Origin of the sequence: Pseudomonas sp. KCJK8993 (assembly GCF_046230915.1) — a bacterium.
GTDB lineage: Bacteria > Pseudomonadota > Gammaproteobacteria > Pseudomonadales > Pseudomonadaceae > Aquipseudomonas > Aquipseudomonas piscis.
Genome location: NZ_JBJJLO010000011.1, coordinates 24,887 through 39,892, shown reverse-complemented (window position 1 = coordinate 39,892; position 15,006 = coordinate 24,887). Strand labels below are relative to the sequence as shown.

Sequence of the window (15,006 nt, the reverse complement as noted above, 5' to 3'; positions counted from 1 at the left end):
GAGGTCATTTACCCAGTTTTCGCAGTTCGTCGGACTCCACGACCCGGGTGCCGCTTTGTTCTTCCAGGGCTAGGCGCCACATGGCCCGGGCCAGCTGGCAGGCCTCGATGCCGTGGTACTTGCCGGGGATCAGTCGCGACAGCGGACCGGCCAGTTGTTCGCCCAGGCGTGGTTCGACCCGGTCTCCGAGCAATAGGGAAGGTCGGCAGATGGTCAGTTGTGGCCAGCCCTGGCGCTTGAGGGCTTCTTCCATCTCGCCCTTGACCCGGTTGTAGAAGATCGATGACTTGGGATCGGCGCCCAGGGCGCTGACCACGACCAGGTGCCGTGCGCCCATTTCCAGGGCGCGCTCGCCAAACGCCAGCACCAGGTCCAGGTCGACGGCGCGGAAGGCCGCCTCGGAACCGGCGCGCTTGATGGTGGTGCCCAGGCAGCAAAAAGCGATCTCCACCTTGCCGACCAGTTGCGGCAGGAGTTCGGGAAGCTCGCCCACCGGGTTTTCCAGGCGTGGGTGCATGCTCAGTGGACGCCTGCTGGGGGCCAGGACACGGGTGATGGTGGGTTCGCTGAGCAGGCGATCGAGCAGTTGTTCCCCGGTCAGGCCAGAAGCGCCGGCCAGCAGAATGCGCTGAGGCGTCAAGTACATATTCATTTCCCCTAGATACTGGTTTCAGCTTAGTTGCTCTGTGCTTCCTTGCTGCTGATAGAGACACTTTGCAGCGCCTTTCGTGCTTGCTGCTTGCGCAGTTGTTGCCAGTGGGCGAGAACTCCCTTGGGGGCCCAGATCTGTGGTTCGGAGGGATCGAAGTTCTCGGCCTGCTCACGTTCGGCCACGGTTGCCTTGGCCAGCAGGAAGGCGTGCTCCAGATCGTCGGTCTGGTTCAGGGCCTGGGCGAACAGCGCATCGCCGAAGTAGGTGAAGTCGGCTTCCTCGGAACAGCCGAAGGACACCCGGTCGGCCCGGGAGGCGGTCATGACCAGGGTTCGTTCATCCTTGAGGGCCGGAATGAAGCCACCGGAATAGCAAGCCGAGATGACGACGATCTTGTCGCGATTCTTCAACGGTGCCAGGGCGTTGGCCAGTTCGTCGGCAGGCAGGTCCGCCAGCTCCAGGCGTGGTTGGTCCAGGACCAGTTCATGTTCGCTGGTGCCATGGCTGGTGAGGTAGATGAACACCAGGTCCTCGGGGCCGCTGCGTTCGGCCAGGGTCCGGGCGGCGCGGCGCAGGTTTTCCCGGGTAGCCATGGGGCGGGTCATCATCTGGTCGCGGTGGTTGACCAGGCGAACCTGGCCCAGGGCACCGAAGCGGCTGGCAAGCATGTTGCTGACGTAGTCGGCCTCGCGCAGGAATACGCTTTGCTTGCCGTCGCCGGCGAGCGTCAGGCTGTAGAGCTCGATAGCCGGGGTGGAGGCGGGCACGGCATCGAGGGCCTCCTGGAGCAAGTGGCCCTGGGCCAGCAGGGCGCCTTCAAGCGGGTCGGGGAGCAGCTTGCCCTCGGCGTCGCGAACTCGCAGGCCGTTGTTCCAGGTCCCGCTTTGCACGCTGCCGTCCCGCAGTACCAGTACCCCGCGGCCCTGGTAGTTGTCGCTGTCGAAGCCACCGATGTAGAAGCTGCCGTCGGTGAGGTTCAGGCGACCTTCGCCGCTGAAACGCCAATCGCTGAAGGTGCCGATGTAATGGCTGCCATCGGCGCCGATCAGCTCGCCCTTGCCACCCAGGGCGCCCTCCTTGAACTGGCCGATCCAGACATCGCCATCGGAGTTTTCGTAGCGTCCCTTGCCGTTGAGCTGATTGTGCTTGAAGCCGCCGACGTAGATATCGCCCTCGGCGCTGTTGAAGGTGCCATTGCCCTCCAGTTGGCCATCGACGAAGTGGCCGCTGAACTGGTTGCCGCTGGAGTCGCTGCGCTGGCCCTCGCCATTGGGCTTGCCCTTGGCGAACTGCCCCTGGTATTGGCTGCCGTCCTCGAGCTCCAGGCGGCCCAGGCCCGAGTACAGGTCGGCCTTGAACTCGCCCCGGTAGGTCATGCCGTCTTCCTTGAGGGTGCCTTCGCCATCCCGGCGCCCCAGCTTGAAGCCGCCGCTGTAGCTGCTGTCCTTGGTGGTCAGGGTGCCCTGGCCATGGAACAGCCCCTGTTGGAACTGGCCCCGATAGACCTCGCCATTGCTGCCGTGCCATTCACCCTGGCCGTGCCATTGGCCCTTGTCGAACTGGCCGGCGTACCAGCTGCCGTTGGGATAGTCGATGCGCCCCTGGCCCTGCAGCAGGCCATCCACCAGGTCGCCCCGGTAGCGACCGCCATCCGGTAGGCGGGCATCGGGCGGCAACAGCGATTCGCCGTCACCGCAAGCGCTGAGCAGGAGGATCATGACCAGGGGGACAAGTGGGCGCATAACGGGTTCCGGATGATTAGGGGTCCGAGTATGCCGTAGCGGTGTGCCTTGTATATAGAGAGACCGAGCGAAACAGCGTGAGCTGTTTCGCATCGAGGGGTATCAGACGAAGCAGAGCGACAGGGGCTCGGCGATGTAGGCGGGTTTTTCCTGGCCGTCGATCTCCAGGGTGGCGGTGACCTTGAGCAACCATTGGCCGGGTTTTTTCTCGGTGACGTCGGTCAGGTCGACCTTGAGCCGCACCTGGGAGCCGACCGCCACCGGCTGGATGAAACGCACGCTGTCCAGGCCGTAGTTGACCGCCATCTTCAGGCCCTTGGGCAGCACCAGGATGTCTTCCATCAGCTTGGGGATCAGCGACAGGGTCAGGAAGCCATGGGCGATGGTACCGCCGAACGGGGTTTGTGCGGCCTTGACCGGGTCCACATGGATGAACTGGAAGTCACCGGTGGCCTCGGCAAACAGGTTGATACGCTCCTGGTCGATGGTGAGCCATGCGGAACGTCCCAGTTCCTTCCCAACATAGTCCTTGAGCTCTGCAGCAGGAACATAGGGCATTGACACTCTCCTTGGTTTCAACAGTTTTAGTGATCGATAGGGTGTGTTTCGATCCAGAATCTCCACTGTAGATCATCATGGCGATCCGGCCCGGGTAAACGTCCATGCTTTTGGCGAATGCCGGTTCATAGCGCCTGCGTGCTTATAATGCGCCACAGGATCTGGCTGGAGAGGCAGTATGTTGCTACGGGGTTTGACATGGCTGGTGCTGTTCCAACTGCTCGGGACAGCGCTCAATCACTTGCTGCTGCCCGTGCTTCCCGGCCCGATCATCGGCCTGTTGCTGCTCCTGGTATTCCTGGTCGTTCGTGGTGAGGTGGGCGAGCCGTTGAGTCAGGCCGCCGGCAGCCTGCTGCGCTACCTGCCGCTGCTGCTGGTGCCGCCCGCCGTTGGGGTGATGGTCTATGCCCGGGATATCGCCGCGGACTTCTGGGCCATCGCCGGGGCGTTGGTGCTGTCGCTGGTGCTGTCCATGGCCTTCGCCGGTGTGCTGATGCAGCGCCTGGTCAAGCGCCAGGCGCGCCGGGAGGAAGGCCAATGACCTTCGATTGGCAGGGGGCCTGGGCGGCGGTGATCCACCATCCGCTGTTCGGCATCGGCATCACCCTGGGGGCCTATCAACTGGTGCTGGCGGCCTTCGAGAAGACCCGCTGGATATTCCTGCAACCGGTGCTGGTATCGATGCTGCTGGTGATCGGAGTATTGCTCGGTTGTGGCTTGAGCTACACCGAGTATCGCAAGAGCACCGAGATCCTGAGCATCCTGCTGGGGCCGGCCACCGTGGCCCTGGCGGTGCCGCTGTATCTCAACCTGCGGCGCATCCGCCAGTTGTTCTGGCCGATCTTTACTACGCTGGTGTTGGGCGGGGTCCTGGCCACCGGCCTGGGACTGTTGCTGGGCTGGTGGTTCGGGGCCGAGCACATGATCCTCATGACCATGGCGCCCAAGTCGGTGACATCACCGATCGCCATGCTGGTGGCCGAGCAGATCGGCGGGGTGGCGGCGCTGGCGGCGGTATTCGTGCTGATCACCGGGGTGCTGGGGGCGATCTTCGGCCCGGCGCTGCTGGATCGTCTGGGAGTCAGGGCGCCCGAGGCGCGAGGCATGGCCCTGGGCATGACGGCCCATGCGGTGGGCACTTCGGTGGCCTTGCAGGAAAGCGAGGAATGTGGCGCCTTCGCGGCGCTGGCGATGAGTCTGATGGGCGTGGCCACGGCGGTCTTGCTGCCGCTGGCGGTGTCGTTGCTGGTTTGAGGATGGTGGCATGAGTCTGGCGTTGTTCCCCCTGAATACCGTGTTGTTTCCCGAGTGCATCCTCGACCTGCAGATTTTCGAGGCGCGCTACCTGGACATGATCGGTCGCTGTATGAAGCAGGGCAGCGGCTTCGGTGTGGTGTGCATCCTGGAGGGCGAGGAGACCGGCCTGGCGCCCCAGGGTTACGCCCAGGTGGGGTGCGAGGCGCTGATCACCGACTTCCACCAGCAGGACAACGGCCTGCTGGGTATCCGGGTCAAGGGCGGGCGGCGTTTCCGCGTGCTGGACAGCGAGGTGCAGAAGGACCAGCTGACGGTGGCCCGGGTGCAATGGCTGGAGGAGGCGACGGAGCAGCCGCTGCGGGACGACGATGCCGACCTGGTAGCGCTGCTCAAGGCGCTGGCCGAGCATCCCATGGTGGAAGCCCTGGACATGGGCGCCGAGGCAGCCGGGCAGCGGTCCCTGGCCAACCAGTTGGCCTATCTGTTGCCCTTTTCCGAACTGGACAAGATCGACCTGCTGCAACTGGACGATCCGCAGCAGCGTCTGGACGCCATCCAGCAGTTGCTGGACGAACTGCAGGGCGAACTCTTCGCCTGAGTCACCGCGCCGCCCGCCTCAATAGGCGTAGCGCAGCAACGCCTGTGGCAGGTGCCGCATCGACATGAAGGCACACAGCAGGACCATCACCGGCAGCACCAACCACCAGGCCTTGGCCGGCATCGGCTTGAGCGGGACCTGCCACTGGCACAGGGTCAGGCTCGCGGCACAGACGCAGGTCGCCAACATGGCCCCGGCGAGAATGTCGGTAGGCCAGTGGGCCCCCAGGTAGACCCGCGACATCGCGATCGACAACGCCGGCAGGCTACCCAGCAGCAGCCAGGTCAGGCGCATCCGCGGCGGTTGGCCACGCCCGGCCAGTACGGCCAGGGTCAGGAACAGCGCGAAGGATCCGGAGGCATGCCCGCTGGGCATGCTGAAGCTGGTCAGCGGCTCGGCCAGCACCTCGGGGCGCACTCGGGCGAAGAACCATTTGCTGGCGGTGTTGGCCAGTGCGGTGCACAGCAGCGTGGCACCGGCGAATATCGCCTGGCGCCACTGGCGCAGTAGCACCAGCAGCAGGGTCAGGGTCGCGCTGATGATGAACATGGCGCGGAACTCGCCGATCTGGGTGACCATCACCATGACCTTGTCCAGCATCGGGTCACGATGCTCCTGCACCAGGGCGATCAGCCCCTGGTCGAACTGGGCCAGGTAGGGATAGCCGATGAACAGCCCGACCAGCAAGGCCAGGCCCAGGCCGGACATCAGCAGTGTTGCCCGGCGATGGCGGCGCAGGCTGCTGTTGACGCTCAGCCCGATCAGCACCGCAAGGCTGCCGATAACCATTCCGGCCTGGGGCCAGAAGCCCTCGGGCAGCGGCAGGCGAATGGCCGCGCCAGTGGCCCAGCCCGGCAACAGGTAGGCCACCGACCAACCCGCCGCGGCCAGCAGGCTGACGGCGAAGAAACGCGGGAACGGCATGTCGAACATGCCCGCCACCATCGGCAGCATCGGCCGTAGCGGGCCGATGAAGCGCCCGACCAGCAGGCTGGCGATGCCGTAGCGTTGGAAATAGGCCTCGGCGCCGTTGATCCATTCAGGATGCTGGCGCAAGCCCGGCAGGCGCCGGATGCTCTGGTGGAAGCGCCGCCCCAGGAGGTAGGAGGTGACATCGCCAAGGACCCCGGCGGTGAAGCCCAGCACTAAGGCCTCGCCCAGCGACAGGGCACCGTTGCCGGCCAGTACGGCAATGGCGAACAGCAGCACCGTACCGGGGACGATCAGGCCGGCGATGGCCAGGCATTCCACGAAGGCGACGATGAATACCGCAGCGGCCAGCCACTGCGGGTTGGTGCTCAGCCAGGCGGTCACGCTGTCGAGCCATGGGCCCATAGGTTCAACTCCATTTCTGTGTCAGGCAGGGCCGGTGGGTCAGCCCTGGATGAGGTAGTCGCGACCTTCGACCTGGCCCCGGCGTAGCGGGTTTCGCGTGCAGCAGGGAGCGTAGGCGGCATCGACGAAGCGATACATCAGGTGTTCGTCGCGCCCATGGGGAATGCCCAGGCGGGTGGTCTGGATGATCGTGGGCACGGTGTTGCCGACGTCTTCGACGAAGAGGATTTCGTGATCGAAGCGTTTCGCGTCCCAGACCGGGACTTTCAGGCCCAGGGCCTTGCATAGCAGGGTCTGGCCGGCGCAGAGCTTTTGCGCGGGGCGGGGCTGGCCGCTGGCATCCGGGTTGTTCAGTTGCATCCGTTGCAGGCTGGCAGGGCCTGAAACCTCGTCGATCCAGGGATAGGCGGACTTGATCAGCACCGCGTTACCGGGGCCCTGGGCGCTGAAGTTCAGCGAGTCGCCGCCCCGGGCGTAATACATATAGATGTGGCCACCATCCAGAAACAACGCCTTACGTTTTTCCGTGAAGCCGAGGGAGGCATGGCTGCCTTTTTCCTCGCAGTAATAGGCTTCAGTCTCGATAATGCGCGCGGACAGCCACAGGTCCCCGACTTTGTGGCGGATCACCTTGCCCAGCAGTTCACGGGCCAGGAGCTGAGCATCACGGTCGAAAAAGCTGTCAGGCAGGGCTTTGGGCAGTTTCGCAGAGGTCAGGATGGACATGATGGTGAGGGGTAATGGCCAGGAAAGTGCCGGAATGATAACAACTTCAGGCTTAATTCAGGCTGAACCAGCAGTATTTCGACCATCCGCCCGTGACCGCTGTCCGTGGGCCGGCGCGACAGCTATAATCAGCGGCTTTCCTCTTTGCCAAGACCACACCAGACCATGACTGAGTCCGTTCTTGACTACATGACCCGCTTGGGTCGCGCTGCCCGCCAGGCTTCCCGGGTCATCGCCCGCGCCACCACCGTGCAGAAGAACCGCGCGCTGCTGGCGGCTGCCGATGCGCTGGACGCCGCACGACCGGAACTGACCGCGGCCAACGAGCAGGACCTGGCCAGCGGCCGGGCCAATGGTCTGGAACCAGCCCTGCTGGATCGCCTGGCACTGACCCCCGCCCGTATCGACGAGATGATCGAAGGCCTGCGCCAGGTGGCCAAGCTGCCTGACCCCATCGGGGAAATCCGCGATATGCGCTACCTGCCCTCGGGTATCCAGGTGGGCAAGATGCGGGTGCCCCTGGGCGTGATCGGCATCATCTACGAGTCGCGTCCCAACGTGACCATCGATGCCGCCGCCCTGTGCCTCAAGTCCGGCAACGCCACCATCCTGCGTGGTGGTTCCGAGGCCATTCACTCCAATCGCGCCATCGCCGCTTGTATCCAGCAAGGGTTGGCGGCAGCCGACCTGCCGGCCCACGTGGTGCAGGTGGTGGAGACCACCGACCGCGCCGCAGTGGGCGCGCTGATCACCATGCCCGAGTTCGTCGACGTGATCGTGCCCCGGGGCGGCAAGAGCCTGATCGAGCGGGTCAGCCGTGATGCCCGGGTGCCGGTGATCAAGCATCTGGATGGCGTTTGCCATGTGTTCATCGATGCCGCGGCGGACCTGGACAAGGCCATCCGCATCGCCGACAACGCCAAGACCCAGCGCTATGCCCCGTGCAACACCATGGAAACCTTGCTGGTCCATGCCGGTATCGCCGGGCGCGTACTGCCGCCGCTGGCCGCGATCTATCGCGACAAGGGTGTCGAGCTGCGGGGCTGCGAGCAGACCCGGGCGATCCTCGGGGCCGATGTGCTGGAAGCCAGCGAAGAAGACTGGCGTACCGAGTACACCGCGCCGATCCTCTCGATCCGCGTGGTGGACGGCCTGGAGCAGGCCATCGAACACATCAATACCTACGGTTCGCACCATACCGACTCCATCGTCACCGAGAACTTCAGTGACGCCCGGCGCTTCCTCAACGAAGTGGATTCCAGCTCGGTCATGGTCAATGCCTCGACGCGTTTCGCCGACGGTTTCGAATACGGCCTGGGCGCGGAGATCGGCATTTCCACCGACAAGCTGCACGCCCGGGGGCCGGTGGGCCTGGAAGGCCTGACCAGCGAGAAGTACGTGGTCTTCGGCGACGGTCACGTGCGTACTTGATGGGCAAACGTATCGGCCTGCTGGGTGGCACTTTCGATCCGGTGCATATCGGCCACCTGCGTGGCGCACTGGAAGTGGCCGAATCCATGCGACTCGACGAGCTGCGCCTGACACCCAGTGCCAGGCCGCCTCATCGGGATACACCGCAGGTGTCGGCGCTCGATCGTCTGGCGATGGTCGAGCGGGCGGTGGCGGGCGTCTCACCCCTGGTGGTGGACGACCGTGAGCTGAAACGGGACAAACCGTCCTACACCATAGACACCCTGGAGCAGATGCGCGCCGAACTGGCCGCGGACGACCAGTTGTTCCTGTTGTTGGGCTGGGATGCTTTTTGCGGCCTGCCCACCTGGCATCGCTGGGAAGAGCTGCTCCTGCACTGCCACATCCTGGTGCTGCAACGCCCGGATGCCGACAGTGAGCCGCCGGATGCCCTGCGCAACCTGCTGGCGGCCCGCTCGGTGAGCGACCCGCTGGCCCTGCAAGGGCCGGGGGGACACATTGCATTCGTCTGGCAGACGCCGCTCGCGGTGTCTGCCACCCAGATCCGTCAACTGCTGGCCAGCGGTAAGTCGGTACGTTTCCTGGTGCCTGACGCGGTCCTGGCCTATATCGATGCTCACGGACTGTACCGTGTGCCGAACTGAAGGAAGGCTGCCGGCCCATGCCGTGCGGCGTTCCATACATACGAGCTGAACGAGTTTTATATGACTAACCAAGTAATGAAAGGCGAAGATCTGGTCAAGGTGGCTGTCGCCGCGCTGGAAGATGTCAAGGCCCAGGACATCCTGGTGATCGATGTGCGCGACAAGCAGAGCATCACCGACTACATGGTGATCGCCACCGGTACCTCCAACCGCCAGATCGGCGCGATGCTGGAAAAGGTCCGCGAGATGGTCAAGGCCCAGGGCGTGCGCCCGCTGGGTGAAGAAGGCAAGGGCGACAGCGACTGGGTGCTGCTGGACCTGGACGACGTGATCGTCCACATGATGACCGCCTCGGCCCGCCAGTTCTACGACCTGGAGCGCCTGTGGCAGGGCGCCGAGCAGAGCCGTGCGGCCGATGGCAAGCACCACAGCCCGGAAAACACCCACGAGCACTTCGCCAAGCTCAACAAAGACCAGCAATAAGGGACGGCTGTGCGCCTGCGTCTGATCGCTGTCGGTTCACGCATGCCCAAGTGGGTGGAAGAGGGTTGGCATGAGTATGCCAAGCGTCTGCCATCCGAGCTGGCGCTGGAACTGGTGGAAATACCGCTCAATACCCGGGGCAAGAATGCCGATGTGGCTCGCTTCATCCGTCAGGAAGGCGAGGCCATGCTGGCCAAGGTCGGGCATAACGAACGCGTCGTCACTCTCGAGGTGCATGGCAAGCCCTGGAGCACCGAGCAGTTGGCGGTGGAGCTGGATCGTTGGCGCCTCGACTCGCGTACCGTGAACTTCATGGTCGGCGGCCCGGAAGGGCTGGCGCCGGAAGTTTGTGCGCGGGCGGACCAGCGCTGGTCGCTGTCGCCACTGACCTTGCCGCACCCGCTGGTACGGATCCTCATCGGCGAACAGCTGTATCGTGCCTGGACCGTGCTGTCCGGCCACCCTTACCACAAGTAGCCCGCGCCTCCCATGCCCCAGCCGATCCGTATCAAGGACCATGAAAAAGACGCCCGCCTGGTGCGTAACCGGGTGGTGTTCGGTGCCATCCTGGTGGTCAGCCTGATCGGCGTGCTGATCGCCCGGCTGTATTACCTGCAGGTGATCCAGTACGAGATCCACTCCACAAAATCGGAGAGCAACCGGGTTCACATGCTGTCCATTCCTCCGAGCCGGGGTCTGATCTATGACCGCAACGGCGTGGTGGTGGCCGATAACCGGCCCAGCTTCAGCCTGAGCATGACCCGTGAGCGTTCCGGCGACTGGCGACAGGTCCTGGATGTGATAGTCGAGGTACTGGAGCTGACGCCGGAGGACCGGGTGCTGTTCGAGAAACGGGTCAAGCAGGGGCGGCGAGCGTTCGAGCCGGTGCCGATCCTGTTCGAGTTGACGGAAGAACAGATCGCCCGTATCGCGGTGAACCAGTTCCGCCTGCCTGGCGTGGAAGTGGTGGCCCAGTTGGTCCGGCATTATCCCCAGGGGGCACACTTTGCCCATTCCGTGGGGTATGTAGGGCGGATCAACGAAAAAGAACAGAAAACCTTGGACTCGGTGAACTACAGCGGTACGCACCATATCGGCAAGACCGGCATCGAACGTTTCTACGAGGCGGAGTTGCACGGCCAGGTGGGCTACGAGGAAGTCGAGTCCAATGCCCGTGGGCGCGTGCTGCGGGTACTCAAGCGCACCGACCCGATTCCCGGCAAGGACATTGTCCTGAGCCTGGATATCAAGCTGCAGGAGGCGGCGGAAGCGGCCCTGGGGGGGCGGCGCGGTGCAGTGGTGGCCCTGGACCCCAATACCGGCGAAGTGTTGGCAATGGTCAGCCAGCCGAGCTTCGATCCCAACCTGTTCGTCACCGGGATCAGCTTCAAGGCCTATGCCGAACTGCGTGACTCCATCGACCGGCCGCTGTTCAACCGAGTGCTGCGTGGGCTGTATCCACCGGGGTCGACCATCAAGCCGGCGGTAGCCATTGCCGGGCTCGACGCGGGAGTGGTGACGGCCACGAGCCGGGTCTACGACCCTGGCTATTACCAGTTGCCCAACTATGACCACAAATACCGGAACTGGAACCGCACCGGCGACGGTTTCGTCGACCTGGACACGGCGATCATGCGGTCCAACGATACCTATTTCTATGATCTGGCCCATAAGCTGGGGATCGACCGGCTCTCGGCCTACATGGGCAAGTTCGGCATCGGCCAGAAGGTGTCCCTGGATATGTTCGAGGAGTCGCCAGGGCTGATGCCGACCCGTGAGTGGAAGCGTGCGACCCGACGGCAGGCCTGGTTCCCGGGAGAAACCCTGATTCTCGGGATCGGCCAGGGCTATATGCAGTCGACTCCCTTGCAGTTGGCCCAGGCCACGGCCCTGGTGGCCAGCAAAGGGCGCTGGAATCGACCGCACCTGGCCAAGAGCATAGAGGGCGAGCGGCCGGTGGACCACAATCCGATGCCGGACATCGTCCTGCGCGATCCGGCCGACTGGATGCGGGTCAACCACGGTATGCAGCAGGTCATGCATGGCGCCCGGGGTACCGCGCGCAAGGCGGCGGTCGGCTCGCCCTATCGTATCGCCGGCAAGAGTGGTACCGCCCAAGTGGTGGCGATCAAGCAGGGTGAAAAATACGACCGCTCCAAGGTCCAGGAACGGCATCGCGACCACGCCTTGTTCGTTGGTTTCGCCCCGGCCGAGAACCCCAAGATCGTGGTGTCGGTGATGGTGGAGAACGGTGAGTCGGGCTCCGGTGTCGCGGCTCCTGTAGTGCGCCAGGTCATGGATGCCTGGCTCCTGGGCCCGGATGGCCAGCTCAAGCCAGAGTTCGCCAGCCCTACCAGTACGGAGGCTACGGCCCGTGAAGAGTAATTTCGACCGCATTCTTTCCAGCGAGGACGTGATGCGGCGTCGGGCGACGCTGTTGCAGCGCCTGCATATCGATGGTCCCTTGCTGATCCTGCTGCTGACGCTGGCGGCCGGCAGCCTGTTCGTCCTGTATTCGGCCAGTGGCAAGAGCTGGGATCTATTGGCCAAGCAGGCCACTTCGTTCGGCATCGGCCTGGTGTCGATGATCGTCATCGCCCAGTTCGAGCCACGCTTCATGGCCCGCTGGGTGCCGCTTGGCTATGTGTTCGGCGTGGTATTGCTGGTGGTGGTGGACGTGATGGGCCACAACGCCATGGGCGCGACCCGCTGGATCAACGTTCCCGGGGTGATCCGCTTCCAGCCCTCGGAGTTCATGAAGATCATCATGCCGGCGACCATTGCCTGGTATCTGTCCAAGCGCACCTTGCCGCCGCACCTCAAGCATGTGGGCATCAGCCTGGTACTGATCGGTATTCCATTCATGCTGATCGTGCGCCAGCCAGACCTGGGCACGGCGCTGCTGATCCTGGCCGGCGGCACCTTCGTGCTGTTCATGGGCGGGTTGCGCTGGCGCTGGATCATCAGCGTGCTGGCGGCCGCGGTGCCGGTGGCGGTGGCCATGTGGATGTTCATCATGCACGACTATCAGAAGCAGCGGATCCTGACGTTCCTCGATCCGGAAAGCGACCCCTTGGGGACCGGCTGGAACATCATCCAGTCCAAGGCCGCCATCGGCTCCGGCGGGGTGTTCGGCAAGGGCTGGCTGCTGGGTACCCAGTCGCACCTGGACTTTTTGCCGGAGAGCCACACCGACTTCATCATCGCGGTCATGGGCGAGGAGTTCGGCCTGGTGGGCATCTGCGCGTTGCTGCTGATCTACCTCTTGTTGATCGGGCGCGGACTGGTAATCACGGCCCAGGCCCAGACGCTGTTCGGCAAGTTGCTGGCAGGCAGCCTGACCATGACGTTTTTTGTTTACGTTTTCGTCAACATCGGTATGGTCAGTGGCTTGTTGCCGGTGGTGGGGGTGCCGTTGCCCTTCATCAGCTACGGAGGAACTTCGCTGGTGACGCTACTGTCAGCGTTTGGGGTTTTGATGTCGATCCATACCCATCGCAAGTGGATCGCGCAGGTTTGAATAAGGTGAACAACTCAATGCAAGTAATGCGTGGCTGGGCCGCTCGGTACGCACCATGGGTCGGCCTGGCAAGCATCCTGGGGGCCATCGAGCCTGCTTCGGCTGGTGCCTACGAAGGCTCGCCCCAGGTCGCCGAATTCGTCGGGGAAATGACCCGGGACTACGGTTTCGCCGGAGAACAGCTGATGGGCGTGTTCCGCGAGGCCGAGCGCAAGCAGGCGATCCTCGATGCCATTTCGCGGCCTGCCGAGCGGGTCAAGCAATGGAAGGAATACCGCCCGATGTTCATCACCGATGCGCGCATCGCTCGTGGCGTGGACTTCTGGCGCCAGCACGAGGCAGTCCTGGCCCGTGCCGAGCAGGAATATGGGGTTCCGGCCCAGGTCATCGTGTCGATCATCGGCGTCGAAACCTTTTTTGGCCGTAATACCGGCAATTACCGGGTGATCGACGCGCTTTCCACCTTGGGCTTCGATTATCCGCCACGTGCCGAATTCTTCCTCAAGGAGTTGCGCGAGTTCCTGCTGCTGGCCCGTGAAGAGCAGCTCGATCCCCTGAGCCTCAAGGGTTCCTACGCCGGAGCCATGGGGTTGCCGCAGTTCATGCCCAGCAGCTTTCGCGCCTACGCCGTGGACTTCGACGGGGATGGGCATATCAATATCTGGACCAATCCGGACGATGCCATCGGCAGCGTGGCCAGTTACTTCAAGCGTCATGGCTGGGTAGCCGGCGAACCGGTGGTCAGCCGCGCCGATGTGCGCGGGGATCGCGTGGACGAGGGACTGACCAGCGGCATCGAGCCGACCAAGACCGTCGGGGAGTTGCGAGCCCTGGGCTGGTCGAGTCATGATGCGCTGCGCGACGATATGCCGGTTACCGCTTTCCGCCTGGAGGGTGATAACGGTCCGGAATACTGGATGGGGCTGAAGAACTTCTACGCGATCACTCGTTATAACCGCAGCGTGATGTATGCCATGGCCGTACATCAGCTGTCTGAACAGCTGGTCCAAGCACGGGGCGTCAAGTAATGCTGGCAATGCCAATCCGCAAACCCCTGAAGCTGTTGGCTTTTGCCGCGTTGGCGCTGTCGCTGGCCAGTTGCTCGACGAGCCGTGCGCCGCAGCCCAAATCCTCCAATACCGTGCGTTCGATGCCTGGCCTGGATGTCAATCGGGCCCACAAGGATGGCGCGCCTTGGTGGGATGTCGACGTATCGCGCATTCCCGATGCGACGCCGACCCTGCATACCGGCCCATACAAGGCCAATCCCTATACGGTGCTGGGCAAGACCTACTTTCCCATCCAGGAATCCAGGAACTACGTGGCTTCGGGCACGGCTTCCTGGTACGGCACCAAGTTCCACGGCCAGAACACCGCCAATGGCGAGGTCTATGATCTGTATGGCATGAGTGCCGCACACAAGACCCTGCCGTTGCCCAGCTATGTGCGGGTGACCAACCTGGACAACAACCGCAGCGTGATCCTGCGGGTCAACGATCGTGGTCCGTTCTATTCCGACCGGATCATCGACTTGTCCTATGCTGCGGCGAAGAAACTCGGTTATGCCGAGACCGGTACCGCCCGGGTCAAGGTCGAGGGCATCGACCCGCAGCAATGGTGGGCCCAGCGTGGCCGTCCGGCGCCTTTGATGCTCAATGAGCCACAAGTGGCGCAGAATAGCGCGCCGGTGGTCACCAGCTCGGCCGGTACCGTCGAACAGTGGACGCCTCCGCCGCAGCAGCACGCGGCCGCCGTGGTCCCGGTGCAGGTCAAGAGCATCGCAGCCTCCGGCCAGTACCTGCAGGTGGGCGCCTTCGCCAACCCGGATGCTGCCGAACTGTTGAGGTCGAAACTGAGCTCGATGGTGAGCGCTCCGGTGTTCATCAGTTCCATCGTACGCAATCAGCAAACGCTGCATCGGGTACGCCTTGGGCCGTTCGGTTCGCCGGACGAAACCCAGCAAGCGCAGAACAGCGTGCGCCTGGCCAACCTGGGCCAGGCGAGCGTGGTCACTGCGGAATAGCGACATCGAGATTGAGGGTCCGCTTGCGACACTGGGG

General features: G+C 63.7%; 16 protein-coding genes. 11 read left to right on the top strand and 5 right to left on the bottom strand.

The features are described from left to right. Positions 1-4 precede the first annotated feature (4 nt). From ACK6AU_RS05985 to ACK6AU_RS05975, 3 genes are all read right to left on the bottom strand, one after another. Positions 5-646: an oxidoreductase gene (locus tag ACK6AU_RS05985; protein ID WP_185698245.1), complete on the bottom strand. Its 642-nt coding sequence runs from the start codon at positions 644-646 to the stop codon at positions 5-7. A gap of 29 nt (positions 647-675) precedes the next feature. Then, a complete protein-coding gene (locus ACK6AU_RS05980) occupies positions 676-2,394 on the bottom strand; it encodes a C13 family peptidase (RefSeq protein ID WP_409298242.1) in 1,719 nt (572 codons plus the stop codon). A gap of 102 nt (positions 2,395-2,496) precedes the next feature. Beyond that, positions 2,497-2,952 (bottom strand): MaoC family dehydratase, encoded by a 456-nt coding sequence (locus ACK6AU_RS05975; RefSeq protein ID WP_185698247.1) that lies wholly within the window; start codon positions 2,950-2,952, stop codon positions 2,497-2,499. Between the two features lie 178 nt (positions 2,953-3,130). On the opposite strand from ACK6AU_RS05975, the gene ACK6AU_RS05970 reads away from it, so the two are divergent. From ACK6AU_RS05970 to ACK6AU_RS05960, 3 genes are read left to right on the top strand one after another with little or no spacing between them, the layout of a single operon-like run. Beyond that, positions 3,131-3,493: a CidA/LrgA family protein gene (locus tag ACK6AU_RS05970; RefSeq protein WP_409298240.1), complete on the top strand. Its 363-nt coding sequence runs from the start codon at positions 3,131-3,133 to the stop codon at positions 3,491-3,493. Beyond that, complete coding sequence (locus ACK6AU_RS05965) at positions 3,490-4,206, top strand: LrgB family protein (protein WP_185698249.1); 717 nt, start codon at positions 3,490-3,492, stop codon at positions 4,204-4,206. Before ACK6AU_RS05970 ends, ACK6AU_RS05965 begins: the two co-directional genes overlap by 4 nt. Positions 4,207-4,216: 10 nt before the next feature. Continuing rightward, entirely contained in the window at positions 4,217-4,807 is a 591-nt protein-coding gene (locus tag ACK6AU_RS05960; protein ID WP_185698250.1) for an LON peptidase substrate-binding domain-containing protein, read from the top strand. Between the two features lie 18 nt (positions 4,808-4,825). Here ACK6AU_RS05960 and ACK6AU_RS05955 read toward each other — a convergent pair whose 3' ends face one another. Both ACK6AU_RS05955 and ACK6AU_RS05950 read right to left on the bottom strand, forming a co-directional pair. Next, positions 4,826-6,142, bottom strand: a complete 1,317-nt coding sequence (locus ACK6AU_RS05955) for a bifunctional DedA family/phosphatase PAP2 family protein (RefSeq protein WP_409298237.1) — start codon at positions 6,140-6,142, stop codon at positions 4,826-4,828. Between the two features lie 39 nt (positions 6,143-6,181). Beyond that, positions 6,182-6,868 (bottom strand): DNA-3-methyladenine glycosylase, encoded by a 687-nt coding sequence (locus ACK6AU_RS05950; protein WP_185698252.1) that lies wholly within the window; start codon positions 6,866-6,868, stop codon positions 6,182-6,184. A 165-nt stretch (positions 6,869-7,033) separates the two neighbouring features. On the opposite strand from ACK6AU_RS05950, the gene ACK6AU_RS05945 reads away from it, so the two are divergent. Genes ACK6AU_RS05945 through ACK6AU_RS05910 form a run of 8 tightly spaced genes read left to right on the top strand, consistent with a single transcriptional unit; the run spans position 7,034 to position 14,969 of the window. Beyond that, a complete protein-coding gene (locus ACK6AU_RS05945) occupies positions 7,034-8,299 on the top strand; it encodes a glutamate-5-semialdehyde dehydrogenase (RefSeq protein WP_409298235.1) in 1,266 nt (421 codons plus the stop codon). Beyond that, positions 8,299-8,943, top strand: a complete 645-nt coding sequence (gene nadD / locus ACK6AU_RS05940; RefSeq protein ID WP_185698254.1) for a nicotinate-nucleotide adenylyltransferase — start codon at positions 8,299-8,301, stop codon at positions 8,941-8,943. The genes ACK6AU_RS05945 and nadD overlap by 1 nt, the downstream gene beginning before the upstream one ends. 60 nt (positions 8,944-9,003) lie before the next feature. After that, the gene (rsfS, locus tag ACK6AU_RS05935) at positions 9,004-9,426 is read left to right on the top strand and encodes a ribosome silencing factor (protein WP_083235698.1); all 423 of its coding nucleotides are present in this window, start codon (positions 9,004-9,006) and stop codon (positions 9,424-9,426) included. Positions 9,427-9,435: 9 nt separating this feature from the next. Next, the gene (gene rlmH, locus ACK6AU_RS05930; RefSeq protein ID WP_095181903.1) at positions 9,436-9,903 is read left to right on the top strand and encodes a 23S rRNA (pseudouridine(1915)-N(3))-methyltransferase RlmH; all 468 of its coding nucleotides are present in this window, start codon (positions 9,436-9,438) and stop codon (positions 9,901-9,903) included. A gap of 12 nt (positions 9,904-9,915) precedes the next feature. Next, positions 9,916-11,811 (top strand): penicillin-binding protein 2, encoded by a 1,896-nt coding sequence (gene mrdA, locus ACK6AU_RS05925; protein WP_185698255.1) that lies wholly within the window; start codon positions 9,916-9,918, stop codon positions 11,809-11,811. Between the two features lie 31 nt (positions 11,812-11,842). Continuing rightward, the gene (gene rodA, locus ACK6AU_RS05920) at positions 11,843-12,946 is read left to right on the top strand and encodes a rod shape-determining protein RodA (RefSeq protein ID WP_152899701.1); all 1,104 of its coding nucleotides are present in this window, start codon (positions 11,843-11,845) and stop codon (positions 12,944-12,946) included. 17 nt (positions 12,947-12,963) lie between these two features. Further along, complete coding sequence (gene mltB, locus ACK6AU_RS05915; protein ID WP_185698256.1) at positions 12,964-13,974, top strand: lytic murein transglycosylase B; 1,011 nt, start codon at positions 12,964-12,966, stop codon at positions 13,972-13,974. Beyond that, on the top strand, positions 13,974-14,969 hold the full coding sequence (locus tag ACK6AU_RS05910; RefSeq protein WP_185698257.1) for a septal ring lytic transglycosylase RlpA family protein: 996 nt from the start codon (positions 13,974-13,976) through the stop codon (positions 14,967-14,969). Before mltB ends, ACK6AU_RS05910 begins: the two co-directional genes overlap by 1 nt. The last annotated feature ends 37 nt before the right edge of the window (positions 14,970-15,006 follow it).

Coding starts and splice junctions, on each gene's coding strand:
- ACK6AU_RS05985 (WP_185698245.1), bottom strand. CDS start 646: ATGTACTTGACGCCTCAGCGCATTCTGCTGGCCGGCGCTTCTGGCCTG.
- ACK6AU_RS05980 (WP_409298242.1), bottom strand. CDS start 2,394: ATGCGCCCACTTGTCCCCCTGGTCATGATCCTCCTGCTCAGCGCTTGC.
- ACK6AU_RS05975 (WP_185698247.1), bottom strand. CDS start 2,952: ATGCCCTATGTTCCTGCTGCAGAGCTCAAGGACTATGTTGGGAAGGAA.
- ACK6AU_RS05970 (WP_409298240.1), top strand. CDS start 3,131: ATGTTGCTACGGGGTTTGACATGGCTGGTGCTGTTCCAACTGCTCGGG.
- ACK6AU_RS05965 (WP_185698249.1), top strand. CDS start 3,490: ATGACCTTCGATTGGCAGGGGGCCTGGGCGGCGGTGATCCACCATCCG.
- ACK6AU_RS05960 (WP_185698250.1), top strand. CDS start 4,217: ATGAGTCTGGCGTTGTTCCCCCTGAATACCGTGTTGTTTCCCGAGTGC.
- ACK6AU_RS05955 (WP_409298237.1), bottom strand. CDS start 6,142: ATGGGCCCATGGCTCGACAGCGTGACCGCCTGGCTGAGCACCAACCCG.
- ACK6AU_RS05950 (WP_185698252.1), bottom strand. CDS start 6,868: ATGTCCATCCTGACCTCTGCGAAACTGCCCAAAGCCCTGCCTGACAGC.
- ACK6AU_RS05945 (WP_409298235.1), top strand. CDS start 7,034: ATGACTGAGTCCGTTCTTGACTACATGACCCGCTTGGGTCGCGCTGCC.
- nadD (WP_185698254.1), top strand. CDS start 8,299: ATGGGCAAACGTATCGGCCTGCTGGGTGGCACTTTCGATCCGGTGCAT.
- rsfS (WP_083235698.1), top strand. CDS start 9,004: ATGACTAACCAAGTAATGAAAGGCGAAGATCTGGTCAAGGTGGCTGTC.
- mrdA (WP_185698255.1), top strand. CDS start 9,916: ATGCCCCAGCCGATCCGTATCAAGGACCATGAAAAAGACGCCCGCCTG.
- rodA (WP_152899701.1), top strand. CDS start 11,843: ATGCGGCGTCGGGCGACGCTGTTGCAGCGCCTGCATATCGATGGTCCC.
- mltB (WP_185698256.1), top strand. CDS start 12,964: ATGCAAGTAATGCGTGGCTGGGCCGCTCGGTACGCACCATGGGTCGGC.
- ACK6AU_RS05910 (WP_185698257.1), top strand. CDS start 13,974: ATGCTGGCAATGCCAATCCGCAAACCCCTGAAGCTGTTGGCTTTTGCC.